Origin of the sequence: Sorangium sp. So ce726 (assembly GCF_051521405.1) — a bacterium.
Classification (GTDB): Bacteria; Myxococcota_A; Polyangia; order Polyangiales; family Polyangiaceae; genus Sorangium.
In genome coordinates, this window is sequence record NZ_CP150349.1 from 9029714 (window position 1) to 9051488 (window position 21775).

Genomic DNA, 21775 nt, shown 5'->3' on the forward strand with positions numbered 1-21775 from the left:
GAGCGCCCTGGTCGTCACGGGCAATCGACGTGACCGACGTGACCGACGTGACCGACGTGATCGACGTGACCGAGGTGACCGCTGCAACGAATGTAACGGATGTAACGGATGTCGTTCCTGATCCAGGCGGTCTTCCGTCACGCTCTTTCGCCGTGGATGAGGCCGCGAATGCAGAGCGCCGACTGCGTGGAGAGCCCAGATTGTGCATGCGCCGGCCGGTCGCCTGCGCTATACTGAACAGGGGCTAGAGGGGATTGATATATTCCTCCGCGGCAGGACAGAGGTGATCGATGTATTCAGCGAATCGTCGCCGGAATATCGAGCGAGAGGAACGCATGCTCCTCCGCGAGAAGCGGGAGCTGGCGGCCGGCAAGCTCCTTCAGAAGGTGCCGGAGCTCACGAGCTTGAACCTGGAAATTCGCGAGACCCGGCCCAATTCGCCCACGAACGAGACGCAGTACATCCGCCGCGTCGTTGTCGAGCACGCGCATGCGCTGTTCGAAATGCCGTGCTCGTACTCTTCCTGTGACAACGGCGGCTACGACGTCACGCAGGCGATCCTGAACGGCCTTGCATCGCGCGCGGCGCGGTTCGAGGGGGAATGCGCCTGTCGAGGGAGCTGTGGTGGCGAGTGCTGCTCCCGGGTCCTCCGCTACGTCGCCACGGCCACGTACCGTAGCCCCGAAGCGTAGGGCGAGCGCTTATCGCCCGGGACGGCGTGCGTCGCGAGCGGCGGCCGGGGCGCTGTCCGCGCCTCGGCTCGCGCTCCGCGTTTCACTCGGCGATGGGAGGCTGTGGCCCCGGAACGATCCCTGCGATGTCCGGATCCTCCCCCGGTGTCCCGCCATCACCGAGGCCCTTTTCCTTGCGGCGCGCGAGACGGTTCGCGTCTTTCTCGCGCTGCTTTTCCTGCCGGGCGCGTTCTTTTTGCCGCTTCATTGCTGCCTGTTTCTGCTGCATAGGGAGCCAGGCCTTTCAGCGCCTCCGGGCGGCGCGTTCTTCAGCACCTCGCGGTGCGTCCTGAAGGCGCAGGCGCGGCGCACGAGCGGCGCCGCGCCGCGCCCGCGATCAGTACCGGTCGCCGCGACCGCCGCGGCCGCCGGAGCCGCCGCGACCGCCACGGCCACCACCACCGCCGCCGCCGCCGTAGCCGCCGCCGCCGAAGCCGCCACCGCCGCCTCCGAAGCCACCACCGCCGCCGCCGCCGCCGAAGCCACCACCACCGCCGCCGAAGCCGCGCGCCGGGCGCTCCTGCGCTTCATTGACCTTGAGCGCGCGGCCATCGAGGACCGCGCCGTTCAGCTGCGAGATCGCGCTGTTCGCGGCCTGGGCCGAGCCCATGGTCACGAACGCGAAGCCACGCGGCTGCCCCGTCTCGCGGTCGGTCGGCATCGCGATCTCACGAACCTCGCCGGCTGCGGCGAACGCGGACTCGAGGGTCTCGCGGGTGGTGCTGAACGAAAGGTTTCCTACGTAGAGACGATTTCCCATGCCATCCTGCTTTTTTTACGGCTTTCTGGTGCGCCACTGCGGCGCTCTCGGCCTGCCATCCGACGAAGCCGTAACGGATCGAACGGAGACGTGCCGCGCGGAACTCCCGCGCGGTCACACGGTGCGTCGTCCAGTCGTCCGAGCGAGCTGCAGGCTCCCTCACGCGAGGGAAGCGGGAAAGCGTCGTATCGAGGGCCAGGGACGTTCGTGAGAAGGAGCATCCTAGCCCGATGCGTCGTCGTTCGCAAGCAGGCCGTCCGCGGTGGAGGCCGCCGCGCGTCCGCGCTCGCGCGGGCGCGCCAGCTCCACGTTGCCCCTGATCGCCTCGCCGCGCCATCATCGCCGCTCGCCGCGGGCCCGACCGCCGTGGCGCCGGCCTCGACAAAGGCGGGCGAGCCTTGGTTTGCGCCCTACCGGGGCGAGACGACGGCCCGCTGGCTGTACGCCTACGGGCGGCTCAGGTGATCGCCGGTACGGGCGAGGCCGTCCGCTGCGGCTGCCACGTCCCCCCGCGGCGCGGGTGAGGCCGCGGCGGCGCCGGCCTCGGCGGGGGCGGAGCGGCTCGCGATCCAGAGCCAGAGGACCAGGGCGCCAAGCGCGACGCGGTACCAGCCGAACGGCGCGAGGCCATAACGCTTCAGGTAACGCAGGAAGACCGCGATCACGAGCAGGGCGACGGCGAACGAGACGGCGAGCCCGACCACGAGCGCCACGATCCCGCCGGGGGCCTCGAGCAAGGCGCGGCCGTTCTTGACGAGATCGAAGACGGTCGCGGCGCCGAGCGTCGGGATGGCGAGGAGGAACGAGAACTCGGCGGCCGCGGCGGTGCTGAGGCCCGAGAGCTGCCCGCCGACGATGGTGGTCATCGAGCGCGACGCGCCGGGCCAGAGCGAGAAGCACTGCGCGAAGCCGATCGCGAGCGCGCGCTGGAGCGTGACGTCCTCGACGCGCGGAGCGCCCTGATCCGGCCGGCGGCGGCGGACCGACTCGACGCCGATCATCAGGAAGCCGCCGACGATCAGCGCGGCCGCGACGGGCCCCGGGCCGAACAGGTACGCCTTGATGGCCTTGTGGAAGAGCAGGCCGACCGCGGCGGCGGGGAGAAACGCGAACGCGAGGGCGAGCGCGAGGCGGAGGCTGTCCGGATCCCGCCGGATCATGCCGCGCACGGTCGTCGAGAGGCGCTCGCGGAAATAGACGACGACGGCGAGCACCGCGCCGAGCTGGATCACGATATCGAGCGTCTTCGCCGCCTCGCTCTGGTGACCGAGCCACGCGCCGAGCAGGATGAGATGACCGGTGGACGAGACGGGAAGGAACTCGGTCAGGCCCTCGAGGACCCCGAGCAGGACGGCATCGAACCAGAACATTGCGCCGAGTCTACCCTCACGCGGGCCAGAGGTGCTCGAGAGCGCGCACGGGATCGGGCTGCGTGGCGGGATCGCGGCGCGGCCGCGGCGGCGCGATGGAGAGCGCCGGCCGTCGGCGCGAGATCCCGTGGAGGCAGTGCCCTCCGAGCGCCGCGCCGCCAGCCACACGGGCGATCGGCGTCGGCGGCAGGGCGCGCCAGCGGGGGCACGCTCGCCCGCGAGGCGCGCGTCACCCTCGCCAGGACGATCTCGCGGGATATGGCCGCGCAAAGCGCGAAGACCCGCGCGTCCCGGCGCCGCGCGCCGCCGCGGTGTTCGCGGCCGCGCGTGGAGGACGCGGAAGAAAGGGTCGTAGTCGGCGCTCACCTGGACCAAGGCACAGAGAGGGCGCCAGCACAGCGGTAATCGCCGCAGGCCTCTTCCGCTTCGAGCAGGAGCCGCCTTACGAGCCAGCGCTCGGCGGACTCAACAGTAATGATCGAGGTACCTGCCCATCGCCGCCGCAGTTCGCCCCGCGGCCCGACGCGGGCGAGCTCGCGCGGGCCGACGCAAGCTGCAGAGCACGAAAACGCCAGCTCCACACGAACAGGGCAGCTGGGACAGGGGAAGTCCCGACAGACACAGGGAAGCCCCGATCAGCGCGTAAGTGCCGGCCGTGCGAAGAAGAGAAGAAGGGCACCGCGAGTGCCGCAGCTCACACGATAGCCATGTGAAGGTTCGAACAAATTGCATTTGTTTCCGCCGTGCATCGCGACCGTGAACCGAGGCGCGCGCCCGCAGCCGCACTGAACTGGGCCGTTCGCGTTGCACCTCGACGTCCCAAGTGCCTCCACAACACCATCCAATCAGGTCGAACGGAACTCGAGATCTTCGTGCTGGCCTGTCGAGAGCGCATGTTGCGCGGTTGACTCGAACAAACATCGTCGTGTACACCTCGATAGAAGAGGCCGTCGGCGCCGGGGGGTGCCGCCGTGCAGGCCATCGACACCACGCAAGCGCGCTCGCGCACTTCCGCGGCACAGCGGCAGGAGATGCGGGCCCGTGATCGTCGCAGGGAGGCAGCACCGTGTCATCGATCGTAAGAGCCCATCGCACCTCTTCGCAAGGTCAGCACAGGGACGCCACGATCTCGTCTTCCCGACGAAAGTATTGCGTCCTCGTCGTCGACGACGACGAAAGGGCGCTGAAGTCCATTTCTGCAGTCCTCTCCGGGGACGTCGACGTCGTGGAATGTACGTCGGCGGAGCAGGCGCTCGTGTTGCTAGAAACCAGGGAGTTTCACCTGGTCTGCTCCGACGTGGTGATGCCTGGGATGAAAGGGGACGAGCTGCTCCGGAGGGTGGCAAACATGCCCGTGTACACGAGCTGTCTCCTCATCACCGGCGCCGAGGAGTACACGCGCTCGAAGGAGGCCGTGTATCACCACGTCCTGCTCAAGCCGTTCAATCCGGCCCGGCTCACGGCGCTCGTCCTTCAGCTGGCGCGCCTCACCGAGATGAAGCGCTCGGTCCACTCGATGGCGGACTCGCTCACGCCGACGGACGCCGGGAGCGAGCTCGTGTCGTGCGGCTGGCCCGACGCCGGGATGGCGCCGGAGTCGTCGCACGCGCCGAGATCCACGAAGCTGGAGGCCTGCGTGACGTGCGGCGCCACGCCGCACGATCTGCCGCACGAGCCGGAGCCGGCGAGGGCCGCCGCATCCGCGATCCGCGCCCGGAAGCGATGGGCCCGGTGAGCCTGCGGCCGCGCCTCTCTGAGGCCGACGCGGCCGCAGAGAGGCACGGCCGGCGCGGCGCGGGTCAGGCGCCGCTCGGGCCCTGCTCCTCCCACCACCTCGCCATGCGCACCTGCATCTCATCGACCGAGACGTCCTCGATGACGGCCGACAGGATCCACTGGTGCCCGAACGGGTCCTCGACCCTGCCCTCTCGCCGGCCGTAGAACTGGTCCGCGATCGGGTAGATGATCTTGGCCCCCGCCTCGACGGCGCGCGCGGCGACCGCGTCGGGGTCCTCGACGTTCAGCGTGAGGACGATCGGTGAGCCGCCGAGCGTCTTCGGGCCGCGCGCGTTCCACTGGGGGGCCTCGTCGGCGATGCTGACGACGGAGTCGCCGATCACGAGCTCGGCGCAGACGATGGCGCCGCCGAGCTTCGGGTCGGCGAGGCGCAGCTTCTCGGTCGCGCCAAACGCCTTCTTGTAGAACGCGATGGCGTCAGGCGCGCCGGCGACGACAAGGTGCGGCACGACGGCGTGGTACGGGGGCGGGGCGATAGGGTGCGGTCGCTGGGTCATGAGCGAAGGATGCCCACGCGGCCGGAGCGGGTATTGTAAAAACATGCCGGGCGGCTGAGCCGGCTCGGAGAGCGCCGGCTCGGCCAGCGCCGGCTCAGCCGTCGCCGGTGGTCAGCCGTCGAGCGGGACATGGTTCCGCTCGCGGCGCCTGGTCACGTACTCGGTGGGCGTGAGGCCGGCGAACGCGCGGAAATCGTGGATGAAGTGCGCCTGGTCGTAATAGCCGCACGCGGCCGCGACGCCCGCCCAGGAGACGCGCTCGCCGCGCTCGATCGCAGAGACCGCCTGCTGGAAGCGCTGCACACGGCAATAGCGCTTCGGGGTGAGGCCGACCCGCTCGGTGAAGCTCCGGATGAACCGCTTCGAGGTCATCCCGAGCTGCCCTGTCACGTCGGCCACGGTCCACGCGCGGGACGGGTCCGCGAACGCGGCGAGCGCGAAATCGACCGAGGGATCGCGCTCGAGCGGCGCGCGCGGGCGGAGGAGCCGCGATGCGAGGGCGGACTCGAGCGCGCGGAGCCTTTCCTCGGGGGTCTTCGCCTCGAGCACGCGCTCGCGGACGAGGGCGGCCTCGCGGCCCCACAGCGCGTCGAGCGAGACGTGGGCGCCGCCGAGCGCCGCGGCGTCCGGGCCGAAGAACGGGGCCGCGCCGCCCGGGGAGAGCTCCGCGCCCACGATCGCGCGCTGCTCCGCCGTGTCGATCGCGAAGTGCTCGGCGTGGGCGCCGCAGACGGCGATGCCGGAGAGGCGGTGGCAGCGAGCGGCGCCGCCATCGGCAGCGCTGTCGTACCAGCGCAGCTCGTCCTCGGCGAGGTTGATGAGCAGGCTCATGGCGCCGCTGGGGAGCACGCGCTCCAGCAGGTCGGGGAGCTCGGGGGCGGCGTAGTACCAGAGCAGGCGGACGAAGCGGCCGAGTGGGGGAGGCGGGGTGTACGTGACGAAGCGCATGGGCAGCCCGAGGGAGAAGCAGCATGCCATGGCCGAGGACGCGCGGCGCGCAAAGGCCGCTCCGGCCGAGCCGTGCCGCGGTCGAGCAGGCCCCCGGCTCCGTCGAGCCAGCGCGCAAACGGCTTCGGGAGCCGTCCCGTGGAGAGGGCGCTCGGAGTTCAGTAAGGCGGCAGCATCCTCCGGAATCCGTGCCCCAGCGCCAGCACCAGGAAAACCAGGTTGCGCAACGGCAATACCGGCCAGAAGAGGCCGAGAGGCCCTTCCGCTCGGGCGGTTCGCTCCTCCCCCGCCGCGGCGCCCTCGTCGTGTTCGCCCCGGAAACACCGCGCGAGCCGCGCGCCGAGCCGCCGCATCCACGCGACCGACCGCGGGCAATCGGCGATCCCGTCGAGCCACGCTCCCGGGATCGCGCGCGCCCCCAGCGTCGCGCCCGCGAGGCCGCCGACGATCGCGCCCGTGCTGTCGGCGTCACCGCCGAGCAGGATCACGTCCTCCACCGCGCGGCGGAAATCGCCCGGGTGCGCGAGCCAGCAGAACAGGGCCGCTGGAACGGTGTCCACGATGAAGCCGCTCACGCCCTGATGGAGGCCTATCGCTGCGGCGAAGTCCTCCGACGAGGCGCGCCGGCCCAGCAGCTCCGCCGCGCAGTCGAGCCTGCGGCGGAGCTCCTCGTCCGCGACGCGCTCGCGGAGCAACGGGAGCAGCTCGGCCGGATTCACCTGCTCGGGCGTGCGCACCGCGGCATACGCGGCCGCGAGCGCGAGGATCCGCGCGCCCTCCTCGGCGCGTGGATCGGTGTGCGTGAGGCGCGTGGACGCCCGCACCATGGCATCGATGCGCGAAGGCGTGAGCGCGAGGACCGCGCCCAGGATCGGCGCGCGCATCGCGGCGCCGTTGCCCGCGGAGAAGACGCCGCTCCGCTCCGGAGAGAACCCGAGCCACAGCTTGAGGATCGCCCGCAAGGTGGCGTAACCGACGCCCGCCGGCAGCGAGGCCAGCCAGCCGCGGAGCTGCCACGCGAGCGCGCGCGCGAACCGCGCCGCGTCCCCCGGCGCGGCCAGGAGCGCCTGGGCCGTCATGCACGCGTGCTCGGCGTCGTCGCTGATCATCCCGCGGCCGAGCACGAAGCGGTGCTCGATCGGCGGCGCGCCGAAGAGGCGGGCTGCGCGGCGGCGCGACAGGCCCTCTCTGGGCAGTCCGAGCGCGTCGCCGACCGCCGTCCCAAGGAGGACGCCGGCGAGGCGGTCCTCGCGATCGATGGGTGTCGTCTCGATGGCCATGCGAGCGCGCGTTTCACGTTCCGTGCCCGGAGAGCACAGCGGAGATCCGCGCCTCCTCGCGGGCTGGCCAGGGCGCCGGCGTGCCAGGATGGCAGTCACTCGCCGGTAGGATCGACACCGTGTCGCGAGAGCAGGGGACGCCCACCTCCGCACCACCGGACGCCGAAGCAGCTCGAGCTGCGATACCGATGTTCACGAGCCTTCCCGGGCGCCGAGCGTCTGTGCTCGTCGACGATGGGGAACCTGATCGTGACGCCGATCTGGCCTCGCCTCGCAGTCGTGGCTCGGACAACTCCGCCTCAGGGGCAGCGGGGAGCGGTGTACTCGCCGCTGGGATCGGTGTCCCAGGGCGAGCCCATGGTGAGACGGAAGCGCACTTCGGCCTCGTCGATGGAGAGGATCTCGAGCGTACCCGGCCCGAACGACCCACCACCCCCCGAGCAGTCGTCCGGCCGCGGCGAGTTGGGCTCGCCCGTCTCGCTCATGTAGCTATAAGCAATGAGCGCTGGATCCTCGAGATCGTAGACGCCGACCTGCTGGTAAGCGCTGGGCAGCGCGAGGCTCAGCTCCCAGTGCCCGCCGCAGGTGAGACGCGTGGTCGGGGAGCCGCACGAGACACCGAGATCCGATGCATGAAGGAAGAGGTCGTTGGGATCGAGCGCCGGGCCGTCGCCGCCGCCCGACCCGGTGCTGCCTCCGACGTCACCCTGGCTCTCCCAGTACCGGTCCCAGAGCACATCCAGCTGAGCGCGCGTCAAGGCGACGGCCGGCAACGCATCGCCTGGCACAGCGTCCCCCCCGGAGCTGCCGCTGCCCGCAATCGAGCCGCTCTCGCCCGGCGGATCGGCGGGGTCGTTCGAACCGCTCTCGCCCGGCGGATCGGCGGGGTCGCTTGCGCCGCCGTCGTTCGTCGCGCCCTCGATGAAGCTCACGTTACAGGCGGCCAGCAGGAGGGGCGCCAGAACAACCAGCATGGAAGCGTTCTTCTTCATGGCGTCCGCCACTGCATGACCAGCGCCAACCTGACGGCAGACAAAAACCACGGCAAAACGGCGGTGCGACGCGTAACCTGTGCCGCGGGTGTGCCAGCGTGCGCCTTGGCACCCTGGCACTGTCCCGCGGGTGTGTCGCCGGCTTCCTGCACGCACGTCCCTCGCACCTCCGGCAGCGCCGGAGGTGCGAGGCGCGAGCTCACCACGACGTCAGCTGAGCTTCGATCCTGTGTTCAGTCGCCTGCTCGTAATCGTAGGCGAACCCCAGCAGGGCAGCCTCGCTCCAGCGAGGGCCGACGAAGATCAGGCTGAAGGGAGCCCCGTTGCAGTATTGACCAGCGGGCACGACCACCCCGGGCAAGCCCGCGATGTTGATCGCGGACTCGGTCGTCGCGGGATAGGTGTCCGAGCCAGACAGCTCCGGCACCGTGTCATAGGTCTGCGGAAACGCGAGGCCGTCCAGATCGTGCGTCGCCATCACGGAGTTGAAGACGTTCACGTACTGGTCGCGCAGGGCCCAGAAAGCAGACAGATCGGGCGCGTCCTCGGGGAAGAGCAGCGAGGAGGCCAGCACGGGGAGCTTGTCGACGTACCAGGACAGCGGGCCGACCACCGGCTCGAACGGCGAGATCCCGGTGACGACGGCCAATCCGTCGATCGAGCCGACGATATTCCCTCCGACCGCGACCCCCTTGAGATAGTGCTGGAAGTCGTAGGCAAGAGACTCCGTCCCTCGCATGTCGTAGGGCTCATTGGGCAAGGCCAGATCGGCGAAGCCGCTCCCGGCGAAGGGATCTTCGACGACGATCGCGCCTTCGTCCTCCAGCTCCTCGATCGCTTCCTCGTACAGCGCTTGCGTCTCAGAAGACAGGCCGCCGTGGCGCCACCCCGGGCCATACAGGCCGATCCGCTTTCCCCAGAGGGCGGTCTTGCTCAGCCGGCTCGTGTAGCCCCCCGCAGGCAGGTGTCCATTGGACAGGCTCGTCTTGGGGTCCTCCGGGCAGGAGCCCGCGAGGACATCCATCATCATGGCGGCGTCGCGGACAGTCCGCGCGATGGGGCCCACCACGTCTCTCGTGCTGGCGGCCAGGGGCACGACGCCGGCCGTGGGGACGAGGGCGAACGTCGGCTTGATGCCGACGAGGCTCTGCGCAGCCGCAGGGTTCTGGATGGATCCCCCCGTCTCCTCCGCGAGGCCAAGCACGGCGAAGTTGCCGGCCACCGCCGTGGCTGTACCGCTGCTGCTCGCCCCGGGCACCAGGCTCGGGTCCACGGCGTTGTAGGTGGGCCCCGCCCAGCTGCTGTTCGCTCGGGTGCCGTCGTCGCTGAAGGCCGGGATGTTCGTCTTCCCGAGGATGATGGCCCCGGCGGCGATCAACCGATCGACGACGACGGAGTTCTTGATGGGGAACAGATCGACACCGCCGGCGACCTGCGAGCTGAGCGGAGCCCAGCCTGCCGTCGACGGTAAGCCGGCGTAATCCATCGACTCCTTGATGACGACGGGGATCCCGGCCAGGGGGCCGAGGGCCACGCCGTTCCTGCGCTTTCTGTCGATCTCGCGCGCCTGCGCGATGGCGTCCGGGTTCATCGAGGTGAACGCGTTGTAGGACGACTCGTACTGCGCGATCCTCGAGAGATACGCGTTCGTCAGGGCCTCCGCCGTGTAACGGCGGGTGTAGTACGCCCACTGCACCTTCGAGATCGTGAGCTCAGATACGTCGATAGCGGGAACGCCAACCGAGGCGGTCGCACCATAGGTGGTGCTGGGAGCCCCTGCGGCAATACCAACGAAAATGGCTGCTACCAAGGCAGCGCCAGATAGAATGTTCTTGTTCACGATGGACTGCTCCCTCTCACTTCAGGATATCAACCCTATGCCGAATGAATCTCCGCCGTCAGGCGCCGATTCGTGACCTCGAGCTCGAATCGCACGAGGACAGCAGACCAGAGCTCAACGAGGCATGGAATCGTCAAGCTCCGTTCGATCAAGGCCATGTGATGACGCTCGTCGCTCAGGACGAATCGCCAACCCGTGATAATGACAACACCAATCCGTCCAGCGAACCAACTGGCTCGCACCCTCTCGACGGTTCGTCGAGAGCAAATTTAGCTAGGATGTACAGCGGCCTTGAACAGGTGATTCTTCGCGGCTTTTTACCAGCCAAGCAGGTGACACAGAGACAGAAGAAGCGCGCCTTGAATACGGTTGCTCTGCTACAAAGATGAAGAATATGCGAGAGCTAGGCGCATCATACTTCATGTAAGATATAGCAAGTCGGGGTTCGGTGGCAAGTTGATGTTCGATTTTTTTGAATAGTTTGGGATTCTCGCTCCCTCCCTTGGGCTCCATGCCCAGCCGCTCTAGCCGCTCTCGCCGCTGCAGCGCGGCTTGCTGGCACGCACCGTGCACCGGGCGGCGCGTCACCGGCAGCGACGGAGCAGCCTTGTGACCGGTTGTCATCGTCGTCATGACGCAAACCGCTCGGGGCGCGAGCTGGTGTCGCCGGGGGCGGGGCGGCGTCGGTCCTGTCCATCTGGCACGGCGCGTTGCCCGTTGTCCAACGAGGAGCGGAGGGGCACGCTCGTCGAGGTGGCCACTGCCCGGGGCGGGCCCGCGTCGTTCAAGGCGCTTCGGCCAGACGACGGTCAGCGGAGGCCTGTCCCCCGGGGTGGGAGAGCATTCTTTAGAACCATGTGTTCCGCTCTCCCTGGAAAGTGACACCCAATCAACATCTCACGCACCCTTCGAAGGGGCCTCCTTATACATACTCCACAGCCTGCGGGCGCTCGTCCACGTCGGCCCGGCTTCGCCCCCGGCGGGGCGATGCTGCAGAGCCAGCGCCGCGCGGCGCGCCGGCGCGCGCTGGCACACGTTGTCCCCCCCATGACAGAGAAGTCGTCACCCGATCTGAGCCGCTTACGGAGGATCAGAACACCGGTCTCGGGGAACAGAGACAGGCCTTGAGGGGAGAGAGGACTCAGACTCGGTCACAAGACGTCGTCCAATGGCTCCTCGCCCCTGCTGGACGGACGGCGTGAGGCTGGCCACGGACACGGGGGTGACGCTCCGCACCTGCCCCAACGTCGGCCTCGGCGGCCAGCCCCGGCGCTCGCCGTGGACTTTCGCGGCCGAGGACGCCGATACTCGAGGTGATGCAACCAGGGGAAGTGCTCGGAGGCCGCTTCGAGATCGTGGGCCAGGCGTCCGCCGGCGGCATGGGGGCGGTCTTCCAGGCGGTCGATCGGCGCTCGGGCGAGGTCGTGGCCGTCAAAGTGTGCCTCGACGAGCAGAAATCCGCCGATGAATCGCGCCTCTCTCGCGAGTCCACGGTGCTCGCAGAGCTCTCCTGCCCAGGTATCGTGCGCTACGTTGCGCACGGGCTCGGCGCCTCGGGCGCGCCGTGGCTCGCCATGGAGTGGCTCGATGGCGAGGATCTCGAGCAGCGGCTCCAGCGCCAGGTGCTCACCGTGGACGAGGCGATCACGCTCGCGGTGGGCGCCGCCGCCGCGCTCGCGGCGGTCCACGCGCGCGGCATCGTTCATCGCGATCTCAAGCCGAGCAACCTGTTCCTGGTGAACGGCGACGCCGCGCGCGTGAAGCTGCTCGACTTCGGCATCGCCGGGATCCCCGAGGCCACGCGGCTCACGCGGACAGGCACCTTCCTCGGGACCCCGGCGTACATGGCGCCAGAGCAGGCCCGGAGCGGGCAGGACGTCGACTCGCGCGCCGACGTCTTCGCGCTCGGCTGCGTGCTGTTCGAGTGCCTCACCGGCCAGCCGGCCTTCTGCGGCGCTCACCTGATGGCCGTCCTCGCGAAGATCCTCCTCGACGAGGTGCCGCGGGTGAGCTCCCTCTGCCCCGGCATCCCCCCCGCCCTCGACGCGCTCTGCGCCCGGATGCTCGCCAAGAACCCGGACGACCGCCCCCGCGACGGCGCGGAGATCGCCGCGGCGCTCGAGGCCATGGGCGTCTCGCCGCTGTCGCGCGCGCCGTCGGAGCCGCCGCGTTCGAACCGCCGCCGCCAGTCCTCGCTGACCCACAAGGAGCGGCGGGTGCTCTCGGTGGCGCTGATGGGCCCGGCGCCGCGGCTCGCCGATTCCCAGGGGCGGGCCGACTCGGAGACGGTGGTCGCAGTGGTGTCGCCGGAGCTGCGCCGGGAGATCGAGGCCCTCGGCGCGTGCCTGGAGCTGCTGGCGGACGGGTCGATCCTGGTGATCCTCCTGGGAGCAGGCGTGGCGACGGATCAGGCCGCGCAGGCGGCCCGCTGCGCGCTCCTGCTCCGCGCCGCCGGCGGGGACCGGACGGTGGTCCTCACGACCGGCCGCGTGGAGGTCACCGGCGGCCGGCCGGTGGGCGACGTGATCGACCGCGCCGTCCGGATGCTGGCGCAGCCCGAGCTGGCGCTTCCGGGCGCGCCGGCGTCCGGACGCGGGACGCCCATCGCCATCGACGAGGTGACCGCCGCGCTGCTCGACGCCCGCTTCGAGGTCGTCGAGACCGAGGCGGGCCTGTGGCTCCGGGGAGAGGAGCCGCTCGCCCGCGGCGCGCGCATGCTGCTCGGCCGGCCCACGGCCTGCGTCGGGCGCGACTGGGAGATGGCCACGCTCGAGGCCCTCCTCGCCGGGTGCATCGAGGAGTCGCGGGCGCGCGCCGTGCTCGTCACCGCGCCGGCGGGGCTAGGCAAGTCGCGCCTCGCCTACGAGATCATCCGCCGCGTCCGGCAGCGCGACGAGCCCGTCGCGGTCTGGATCGGCCGCGGCGACCCGCTCCGCAAGGGCGCCCCGTTCGGGATGCTGCGGCAGGCCCTCCAGGGCGCGTGCGGGATCCGCGACGGCGAGCCGATCGAGGCGCGCCGGGAGAAGCTGCTCGCGCGGGTGACCGAGCGCGTCGGCGCGGCCGACGCGCAGCGCGTGGCGGAGTTCCTCGGCGAGCTCCTGGGCACGCCGTTCCCCGACGAGGACAGCGCGCCCCTCCGCGCCGCCCGCAAGGACGCCCCGCTGATGGGCGATCAGATGCGCAGGGCCTGGCTCGATTTCGCCTCCGCCGCGTGCGCCGCGCAGCCGCTCCTCCTCGTGCTGGAGGACCTGCACTGGGGCGACCTGCCCACGGTCCAGTTCATCAACGACGCCCTGCGCCGGCTCGTGGACCAGCCGCTCCTGGTGCTCGCCCTGGCGCGCCCCGAGGTGTACACGCTGTTCCCCGGGCTCTGGGCCCACAGGGATCTCCAGGAGCTCCGGCTCAAGGAGCTGAGCTCCCGGGCGGGCGCGCGGCTCGTGCGGCACGTCCTCGGCGATGGGGTGAGCGCCGAGACCGTGGCGCAGCTCGTGGCGCAGGCCGACGGCAACGCGTTTTACCTGGAGGAGCTCATCCGAGCGACCTCCGAAGGGAGCCAGGGCGCGCTTCCGGAGACCGTGCTGGCGATGGTGCAATCCCGGCTGGAGCGCCTCGACAGCGCGGCGCGGCAGGTGCTGCGCGCGGCGAGCATCTTCGGGCGGGTGTTCTGGCGGGGCGCGGTGGAGGCGCTGCTCGGCGGCCCCGGCGGCATCTCCGGGCTCGCGGATCACCTCGATCGCCTCGAGCGGCTCGAATGGATCGGCGCGCGCGACGAGGCGAGGTTCGAGGGAGAGCGGGAGCTCGTCTTCCGCCACGCGCTCGTGCGCGAGGCGGCTTACGGGATGCTCACCGACCAGGATCGCGCGCTCGGCCACCGGCTCGCCGGCGAGTGGCTCCAGCGCGCGGCCGAGCCCTCGGCCGCGGTGATCGCGGAGCACTTCGATCGGGGCGGCGAGCCGCTGCGCGCCGCCGCGTTCTATCATCAGGCCGCGGCGCAGGCGCTCGCCGCGAACGACCTCGTCGTGGTGCTCTCGTGGACCGGGCGCGCCATCGAGCTCGGCATCAGCGGCGAGGCGCGGGGCGAGGTCCTCCTGCACCGGGCCGAGGCGCACCACTGGCGCGGCGAGCTCGTCGAGGCCGCGCGCTGGGCGACCATGGCCGTGGAGGAGCTGCCCCGGCGCAGCGCGCCCTGGTACGCCGCCGTACGCGAGGCCGCGGTCGTGCTGGCCCGGCTGGGGCAGCACGACCGCCTCGCCAGCCTCAGCGGCGATCTCGTGGACGCCTGGACCGGAGAGGGCGCGACGGGCCCGCTCCTGGCGGCGTCCGCGGGGACGGCGCTCTACCTGACGATCAGCGGCCTCTACGCGCACGTCACGCCGCTCCAGGTGCTCATCGACGCCGCGGCCGAGCGCTTCTGCGACGACCCGGCCGTGAGCGGGGTCGTCCTCCGCGAGCGCGCCTGGCGTGAGCTGTACGCGGGCCGACACGGCTCGGGCCGGGCGCTGTTCGCGAGCTCGGTCGCCTCCCACGAGCGCGCGGGGAACCTGCGCCTGGCCTGCTTCTGCCGGCTCGATCTCGGCTTCCAGGAGCACCAGCTCGGCGCGTACGCCGAGGCGGAGGCCATCCTCCGCGCCGCGCTCGCAGACGCCGAGCGCATGGGCCTCGACGGCTGCATGGCGGTCGCGTGGAGCACCCTCGGCGCGCCCCTCTGCCGTCAGGGCGCGCTGGACGAGGCGCGCGAGGCCCTGAGGAAGGCCATCGCGTTCCTGGAGGCGCAGGGGGATCGCCGGCTCGCGGGTGCGTCGCGCACCTACCTCGCCGGCTGCCTCATGCGCGCGGGCGATCTCGCCGGCGCCGAGGCCGAGGCCCGGCGCTCCGTGGCGCAGCTGGAGAGGATAGGTCCGCTCGTGGTGCTGGCGCGGGCGACGCTGGCGGCCGCCCTGCTCGCGCGCGGCGAGCGCTCCGAGGCGCTCGCCGAGGCGCGCGCGGCGGTCGCGTTGCTCGACCGGCTGGGCATGGTCGAGGAAGGCGAGGCGTTCGCCCGCCTCGTCTACGCCGAGGCGCTGTTCGCGGCGGGCGACCTCCCGGCGGCCCGGACCGCCATCGCGCACGCCCGGACGAGGCTCCTCGATGTAGCCGCCCAGCTCGACGATGCCGCGCGGCGCGAGCAGTTCCTCCAGCGCGTCGAGGAGAACGCACGCACGCTCGAGCTAGCGCGCGCGTGGGTCGACGAGGGAGGCTCCGCAGGACAACAAGACCTCTAGTTCCCCCCGCGGGAGCGAAGCTCGCGGGCGAGGAAGTCGGCCTGTCGGCGAGCGTTCTCCGCGTGCACCGGGCCCACATAGAGATCGAAGTGCCCGCAGTCGTACCCGGCCAGCTCGCTGCGATCCTGCAGCCGCGCGTGCGCCTCCTCGACGTACGCGCGCGGAACCATGTCGTCGCGATGCGCCGCGACGAAGAGCACCGAGCACTTCACCTTGTCGAGCTCGTTCATCGGGACGGACTCGTCGAGGGTCGCCAGGCCGCGCGCCAGCATCCGGTTCTCCCACCCGCCAAGAGGAGGCTTGGGAAGCAGTCGCCAGAAATCCGAACCGAGCGGCCCATCCAGTCCGGCCACGCTCGGGTTCTCCACGCTCGTCGCGAACGCCCACTCGCCGGGGCGCCCGAAGAGCGGCACATACACAGGCGGGAAGACGCCCAGCATGTCGAGCGTCGCCAGGAACACGAAGCGCGCCATCGAGAGGCCACGTGGCTCGAGCCGCGGCGGCGTCTTCAAGTACGGACACTGGGCCACCACCGCGCGGACGTCGTCACGGCGCGCGGCGGTCACCAGCGCCGTGCCGCCTGAGAAGCTCGAGCCCCACAGGGCGATTCGCGACGAGTCCACCGACTCGCCGAGGTCGCGCTGCACGAACGCGATCGCCGCTTCGTAGTCCTCGCGGTGCCGGGGCGGCGCGACCCAGTGCCGCGGGAAGCCCTCGGACCCACCGAAACAACGGTAGTCGAAGGCCAGCACCGCGAGCCCGCGCTCCACGAAGGCCCACGCAAACTCCTCGAGAAAGCCGTCCTTGGTGCCGCCGAGGCCAGGCGCCATCAGCACCACCGGCGGCGCGTGCACGTCGTCCGGCAGAAACAGCCAACCTTCCAGCTTGGTGCCGTCGACGGCCGGGAAGTGGACGGTGCGCACGACCCCGCCACGGCCTCGTTGCTGCGGGCGCCCAGGCGACTTCACCCACGGAAACCGCGAGCGCCTCCAGAGCACGCCCCAGACCACGGCGAGCAGCGCCAGCACGACAGGCAACCAGATCATCGAGCGCCTCCCTTTGGCGCGAGCTCGCGCCGCGCCTTGTCGACCCAGGCCAGCTCGGCGTCGCACCAGGCCAGCCCATGCTCGATGGAGAGCCGCCACAACGTCGCTTCGCGCTTCGAGCGGGCGAGCGAGAAGATCTCCTTCATCGAGAGGCGCGCTGTGTACTCGGCGCGCGTGGCGGAGAGCGAGTCCCTGTACTTCGCGAGCACGTCGTCGAGGACCCGTGGCGGGAGCTCAGCCGCGAGGACGAACTTGAGGAGCAGGGGATGTCGCAGGTGCAGGGGCTCGACGGGCGCCCGCAGCCACGCGTCGAGCTCGATCATCCCGCGCTTCGAGAGCGAGTAGACCAGCCGGTCGGGCTTCCCCTCGCCCGGCTCGCGCTCGCTCACCACGAGCCCGTCTTTCTCGAGCGCGTGAAGCTCCCGGTAGATCTGGCTCTGCGTGACGCTCCAGAACGCCCCGACAGATCCCTCGAACCGCTTCCGCAGCATGTACCCGCTCGTCGGCTCGAGCCGCAGAAAGCCGAGGATGGCCGCTCGTAGTGACATGCGAGCCATATGATACGTGTGTCATATGCCTCCTGTCAAGGTCGTCTCTCGTCAGGTAGGTCCCCTGAGGTGAAGCCCTGACAGATCCCTCACTTTGTTGGGATTTTTAGCGAGAAATTGAACAAGGAGACGGGGAGATTGGTGGGATTTTACTCCCCGCCTCCCCGCCTCCCTGTGAATCTTCCCGAAATTCTTTGTCGCTCTTCAGGACTGCTCCCGCCGCTCAGGCCGGCGAGATCGGCAGTTCCTTCGGAGCGCTCGCGGCCGCCGCGCCCTGGACCGGCGCCGGCAGCTTCGGCCCGTCGAGCAGCGCTCCGACCGCCGCGAGCCCCGCAAGGAGGACGGCCGCCCCCGCCCACAGCGGTCCCGCGGCCATGGCCGGCGACGCGTAGAGGTACGCGATCGCGCCGAGCAGCGCCGCGAGGAAGAGCGCCGCGGCGAGCGCGCGCGCCCGGCGGGGGCGCGCCGCGTCGTGAAGGACGTACTCCGGGTCGGTGCGCAGCGGGCCCTCGTCGGCCGAAGTCGCCGTGGACCGCCACTCCGGCGGCCGGAACCAGACAAGCAGCTTGCCGGCGAGGCGCGGCTCCGCCGCCGCCATGCGCGCGAGCCTCCGCCACGGGTCAACGTTGGCGCGCAGCGCGCTGAAGCTGGCCAGCGGCTGGACCACGCCGTACCGCGGGGGCGCCCCCTCGGCGCAGAAGGTGCCGAACAGCCGATCCCAGACGATGAGCACCCCGCCGTGGTTCCTGTCGAGATACGCGGAGTCGACGCCGTGGTGCACGCGGTGATGAGACGGCGTGTTCAGCACCCACTCCAGCGGACCGAGGCGGCCGACGAGCTGCGTGTGAATCCAGAACTGATAGAGGATGTTCAGCGTATACGTCGTGACGACCATCCCCGTCGGGAAGCCGAGCACGGCGAGCGGCCAGAAGAACGGCCAGTACAAGGCCCGCTGAAGCCAGCTCTGGCGCAGCGCGACCGAGAGGTTGTAGTCCTCGCTCTGGTGATGGACCGCGTGCGCGGCCCACATGAAGTTCACCCGATGGCTCGCGCGGTGCGCCCAGTAGTAACAGAAGTCGACCGCGACGAAGCAGGCCGCCCAGCTCCACAACGCGCCCTCCGGCAGCCGCGCGAGCGCGGCGCGCTCGAACAGGACGAGATAGACGAGGACGCCGCCGCTCACGACGGAGACGATGACCTGCTGCCCGACCCCACACGAGAGGTTGGCGAGCGCGTCGGAGAAGCGGTAGTCGCGGCGCCCGCGGCGGCGACAGAGCCAGAGCTCGACGCCGATGAGCGCGAAGAAGGCTGGCACCGCGAACAGGATCAAGCTCGGCGACATCCCCCGTCCTCCACGGAGCCGCCGCCCGGCGGATCGGCTCACGCCCGCCCAGTCTAGCCTGGAACCCCCCCGGCGCGCCCGGAGACGCATCACGCGAGAGGCACCACACCAGCCGACCTCTTCCCTGTTGACGCTGAACCGTTTAAGTGGTCTGCCACGAGCCACGCCGGCGCGCGAGCGACCACCCGGAGCGGAGATTTGTATCGTCGCGGAATCAGGGGGAGCTCACCGCTGCCGCCGGCGATGCCACCCCGCGACGGTGGCGCAGCAGCTCGGCAGATCCCTGCGAACCGGGCGCGCGCTCCGGGCGGCAGGGCTCAGCGATCCGTGAGGAACGACACTCGAACCACATAAGGAACCGACCATGAAGAAGACCTTCTTGCTCGCTTTGGGTTTGCTCTCCCTCGCCGCGTGCTCCTCCTCCGACCCGGCGGACCCCGCGCCCTCCGGCGGCACGGGCGGGTCCGGCAACACCGGCGGCGGCGGGAGCGGCGCCACCGGCGGAAGCGACGCCACCAGCGGCGGCGGAAGCGGCGCCACCGGCGGAAGCGACGCCACCGGCGGCGGCGGGGACGGAACCGGCGGCGGCCAGGAGCTCGACTGCGCCCAGCAACCGGAAAAGTGCTACGTCCGCGCCGAAGGTAGTAAGCTGCTGCTCGACGGCAAACCGTACAGGTATATGGGCACGAACTTCTGGTCGGCTCCCTACATCAGCCCCGAGCGCCTGCGCACCGAGCTCGACGTCCTCGAGGCCCACGGCGCCCTGAACCTCAGGATCATGGCGCTCAGCGAGGGCGACATCCCTGCGGCGCAGCAGAACGATCAGCAGTACGGCCCACAACGGATCTTTCCGGCATCATCCGACAAGCCGTGCGCCGACGCGCAGCTCGAGGCGTTCGCCGACAACCTGGTGACGGTGCTCGACGAGATGCACAGCCGCGGGATGAAGGCGGTGATGACCCTGAACGACTTCTGGCACTGGTCCGGCGGTATGCCCCAGTACATGAAGTGGGCTCACGAGCAGCCGACCCTCTCCTGCGGAGAGGACTTCAGCGCGTACCAGGTCGGCCTGACCCACCCCACGACGGGCGCTGCCCTGCTCGCTGCGGACCACCACGTGCCGTTCGCCGGCTCGATCCGGTTCCAGGAGGGCACCGGCCAGGACTGCCAGGCCGTGGCCATCGACGAGTGGGCCATCCCTCACTCGGGCACGCTCGATCCGAACACGAACCCCTGGCCCGACCAGATGGATCTCTCGTCGCTGTTTTTCTGCAACAAGAAGGCACAGGAGTTCTACTTCAGCCGGGCCAAGGTCCTGATCGAGAAGCTCAAGGACCATCCGGGGATCATGGCGTGGCAGCTCGGGAACGAGCCGCGATCGTTCAAGGGCTGGGGCCCGCTCTTCAAGCTCTGGGTCGAGAGGAACGCGAAGTTCATCAAGGACATCGACCCGAACCACCTCGTCTCCATCGGCTCGGAGGGCGACCTGTCCTATAACTGGGGCGACTACGCCAACAGCGATTACAAGGCGTTCCACGACGTGCCCGGCATCGATTACCTCACCTTCCACGTGTGGCCCGAGAACTGGGAGTGGTACGACCCGTCGCTGCCGATCGACAGCGCCGCCGAGAAGGGGCTCCAGGCCGCCATCACCAAGAGCAACGGGTACATCGACGCGCAGCTCGCGCACGCCAGGGCGCTGAACAAGCCGATCGTCGTGGAGGAGTTCGGGCTCGCCCGGGACGACAAGTCCGAGCCGGTCTCGTCGCCCGTCGCCAAGCGGAACGAGTATTACGCCTCCATGTTCGACGCTGTCGTCGAGAACCCGGAGCTCGCCGGCGTCAACTTCTGGGCCTGGGCCGGGGCCGGGAGGCCGTCGGACGACGGCAACGACTACTGGCTCCTCGGGAACGACTACATCGGCGATCCGCCCCATGAGCTCCAGGGGTGGTACTCGGTGTACGATGACGACACGGAAACCTTGAATCTTATCATGAGCTACGCCGACCAGCTCAACTCGACGCAGTAGCGCCGGCGGCCAACACAGAGCCCCTATCCATTCATCTCACGCGGAGGTCACCTTGATTCGTCGCTCCACCTTTCTCATGGCGTTGTTCTCGCTCGCGTTCTCGGCCGGCTGCTCGAAGCCGGAGTCTGAAGGCGGCGCAAGCGCGAACAAGCCCGAGGCAACAGCCGCCAAGAGCGCGGAGGCCAAGGGTCCGGAGAAGAAGAAGGAGAAGCTCACGATCGGCTTCTCCATGGATACCCTCAAGGAGGAGCGGTGGCAGCGCGACCGCGACCTGTTCAAGGCGAAGGCCGAGGCGCTCGGCGCTCAGGTGCTCGTGCAGTCCGCGAACAGCGACGACGCCCTCCAGAACTCGCAGGCGGAGAACCTGCTCACGCAGGGCGTCGACGTGCTCGTGGTCGTGCCCCACAACGCCAAGACGACCGCCACCATCGTCGAGTCGGCGCACAAGCAGAACGTGCCCGTCATCGCGTACGACCGGCTGATCCTTGACTCCGACCTGGACCTCTACGTGTCCTTCGACAACGTCAAGGTGGGCGAGCTCCAAGCTGATGCCCTCGTGAAGAAGTTCCCGAAGGGGAACTACATCCTCATCGGCGGCTCCCCGACCGACAACAACGCGAAGCTCTTCCGCGAAGGGCAGATGAACATCCTGAAGCCGCTCATCGACAAGGGCGACATCAAGACGGTGGCGGACCAGTGGGCCAAGGACTGGCAGCCGGTCGAGGGGCTCAAGATCACCGAGAACGCCCTCACCAAGAACAACAACAACGTCACGGCGGTCGTCGCGTCGAACGACGGGCTCGCGGGCGCGGCGGTCCAGGCCCTCGGCGAGCAGAAGCTCGCCGGCAAGGTTGGCGTCTCGGGGCAGGACGCCGAGCTCGCCGCCTGCCAGCGGATCGCGGCCGGCACCCAGAGCATGACCGTCTACAAGCCGCTCAAGCTGCTCGCCGAGAAGGCCGCCGAGCTCGCCGTCAAGCTGGCGAAGAAGGAGCCCGTCGGCGAGAAGACGCAGACGGTCAACAACGGCAAGAAGGACGTCCCGAGCGTGCTCATCACGCCGGTCGCCGTGGACAAGGAGAACCTTGCCTCGACGGTGATCGCGGACGGCTTCCACAAGGTCGAGGACGTCTACAAGGACCTCCCCAAGGACCAGTGGCCGGCCGCCAAGTAGGCCCCTGTCCGGACATCCGAGGCCCGGCGAGCGACCCCACCAGGGACATGCCGCTCGCCGGGCGACTTCTCCGCTCCACACATCGACGATCGGCACGGCACGGCGCACGCCTCGCGCGGTGACGCAGGTCCTGCGAGCCCGTCCGGCGCTGCCCGCGCCCACC

At 70.0% G+C, this 21775-nt stretch carries 17 protein-coding genes; 6 read left to right on the forward strand and 11 right to left on the reverse strand.

Going from position 1 to position 21775, the window contains the following annotated elements; genetic code table 11:
* Nucleotides 1-335 precede the first annotated feature (335 nt).
* Nucleotides 336-692: a hypothetical protein gene (locus WME79_RS33415; protein WP_437523071.1), complete on the forward strand. Its 357-nt coding sequence runs from the start codon at nucleotides 336-338 to the stop codon at nucleotides 690-692.
* Between the two features lie 82 nt (nucleotides 693-774).
* On the opposite strand, the gene WME79_RS33420 is transcribed toward WME79_RS33415, so the two are convergent.
* The 3 genes from WME79_RS33420 to WME79_RS33430 form a co-directional block, all read right to left on the reverse strand.
* The gene (locus WME79_RS33420) at nucleotides 775-960 is read right to left on the reverse strand and encodes a hypothetical protein (RefSeq protein WP_437523073.1); all 186 of its coding nucleotides are present in this window, start codon (nucleotides 958-960) and stop codon (nucleotides 775-777) included.
* A gap of 108 nt (nucleotides 961-1068) precedes the next feature.
* Entirely contained in the window at nucleotides 1069-1491 is a 423-nt protein-coding gene (locus WME79_RS33425; RefSeq protein WP_437523075.1) for an RNA recognition motif domain-containing protein, read from the reverse strand.
* A 446-nt stretch (nucleotides 1492-1937) separates the two neighbouring features.
* A complete protein-coding gene (locus tag WME79_RS33430; RefSeq protein ID WP_437523077.1) occupies nucleotides 1938-2861 on the reverse strand; it encodes an undecaprenyl-diphosphate phosphatase in 924 nt (307 codons plus the stop codon).
* Between the two features lie 1192 nt (nucleotides 2862-4053).
* Here WME79_RS33430 and WME79_RS33435 point away from each other — a divergent pair.
* Nucleotides 4054-4596, forward strand: a complete 543-nt coding sequence (locus tag WME79_RS33435) for a response regulator (protein WP_437539992.1) — start codon at nucleotides 4054-4056, stop codon at nucleotides 4594-4596.
* A 64-nt stretch (nucleotides 4597-4660) separates the two neighbouring features.
* Here WME79_RS33435 and WME79_RS33440 read toward each other — a convergent pair whose 3' ends face one another.
* The 5 genes from WME79_RS33440 to WME79_RS33460 all read right to left on the reverse strand — a co-directional run bounded on the left by WME79_RS33440 (nucleotide 4661) and on the right by WME79_RS33460 (nucleotide 10071).
* On the reverse strand, nucleotides 4661-5155 hold the full coding sequence (locus tag WME79_RS33440) for a VOC family protein (protein ID WP_437523079.1): 495 nt from the start codon (nucleotides 5153-5155) through the stop codon (nucleotides 4661-4663).
* Nucleotides 5156-5266: 111 nt separating this feature from the next.
* Nucleotides 5267-6133 (reverse strand): helix-turn-helix domain-containing protein, encoded by an 867-nt coding sequence (locus tag WME79_RS33445; protein ID WP_437523080.1) that lies wholly within the window; start codon nucleotides 6131-6133, stop codon nucleotides 5267-5269.
* A 128-nt stretch (nucleotides 6134-6261) separates the two neighbouring features.
* On the reverse strand, nucleotides 6262-7383 hold the full coding sequence (locus WME79_RS33450; RefSeq protein WP_437523082.1) for an ADP-ribosylglycohydrolase family protein: 1122 nt from the start codon (nucleotides 7381-7383) through the stop codon (nucleotides 6262-6264).
* Nucleotides 7384-7682: 299 nt separating this feature from the next.
* On the reverse strand, nucleotides 7683-8375 hold the full coding sequence (locus WME79_RS33455) for a hypothetical protein (RefSeq protein WP_437523084.1): 693 nt from the start codon (nucleotides 8373-8375) through the stop codon (nucleotides 7683-7685).
* A gap of 199 nt (nucleotides 8376-8574) precedes the next feature.
* The gene (locus WME79_RS33460; protein WP_437523085.1) at nucleotides 8575-10071 is read right to left on the reverse strand and encodes an amidase; all 1497 of its coding nucleotides are present in this window, start codon (nucleotides 10069-10071) and stop codon (nucleotides 8575-8577) included.
* A 188-nt stretch (nucleotides 10072-10259) separates the two neighbouring features.
* Between WME79_RS33460 and WME79_RS33465 the strand changes: the two genes are divergently transcribed.
* Together WME79_RS33465 and WME79_RS33470 are read left to right on the forward strand one after the other, a co-directional pair.
* Complete coding sequence (locus WME79_RS33465) at nucleotides 10260-10604, forward strand: hypothetical protein (RefSeq protein ID WP_437523087.1); 345 nt, start codon at nucleotides 10260-10262, stop codon at nucleotides 10602-10604.
* Between the two features lie 927 nt (nucleotides 10605-11531).
* Nucleotides 11532-15476: a protein kinase domain-containing protein gene (locus tag WME79_RS33470; protein ID WP_437523089.1), complete on the forward strand. Its 3945-nt coding sequence runs from the start codon at nucleotides 11532-11534 to the stop codon at nucleotides 15474-15476.
* Here WME79_RS33470 and WME79_RS33475 read toward each other — a convergent pair.
* The 3 genes from WME79_RS33475 to WME79_RS33485 form a co-directional block, all read right to left on the reverse strand.
* Nucleotides 15473-16522, reverse strand: coding sequence for an alpha/beta hydrolase (locus WME79_RS33475; RefSeq protein ID WP_437523091.1), 1050 nt, complete (start codon nucleotides 16520-16522; stop codon nucleotides 15473-15475). The genes WME79_RS33470 and WME79_RS33475 overlap by 4 nt on opposite strands.
* Entirely contained in the window at nucleotides 16519-17070 is a 552-nt protein-coding gene (locus tag WME79_RS33480) for a PadR family transcriptional regulator (RefSeq protein ID WP_437523092.1), read from the reverse strand. The genes WME79_RS33475 and WME79_RS33480 overlap by 4 nt, the downstream gene beginning before the upstream one ends.
* 223 nt (nucleotides 17071-17293) lie before the next feature.
* A complete protein-coding gene (locus WME79_RS33485; protein WP_437523094.1) occupies nucleotides 17294-18412 on the reverse strand; it encodes a sterol desaturase family protein in 1119 nt (372 codons plus the stop codon).
* Nucleotides 18413-19091: 679 nt separating this feature from the next.
* Here WME79_RS33485 and WME79_RS33490 point away from each other — a divergent pair.
* Both WME79_RS33490 and xylF read left to right on the forward strand, forming a co-directional pair.
* The gene (locus tag WME79_RS33490) at nucleotides 19092-20441 is read left to right on the forward strand and encodes a glycoside hydrolase 5 family protein (RefSeq protein WP_437523096.1); all 1350 of its coding nucleotides are present in this window, start codon (nucleotides 19092-19094) and stop codon (nucleotides 20439-20441) included.
* Nucleotides 20442-20517: 76 nt separating this feature from the next.
* Nucleotides 20518-21612, forward strand: a complete 1095-nt coding sequence (gene xylF / locus WME79_RS33495) for a D-xylose ABC transporter substrate-binding protein (RefSeq protein ID WP_437539994.1) — start codon at nucleotides 20518-20520, stop codon at nucleotides 21610-21612.
* Nucleotides 21613-21775 lie beyond the last annotated feature (163 nt).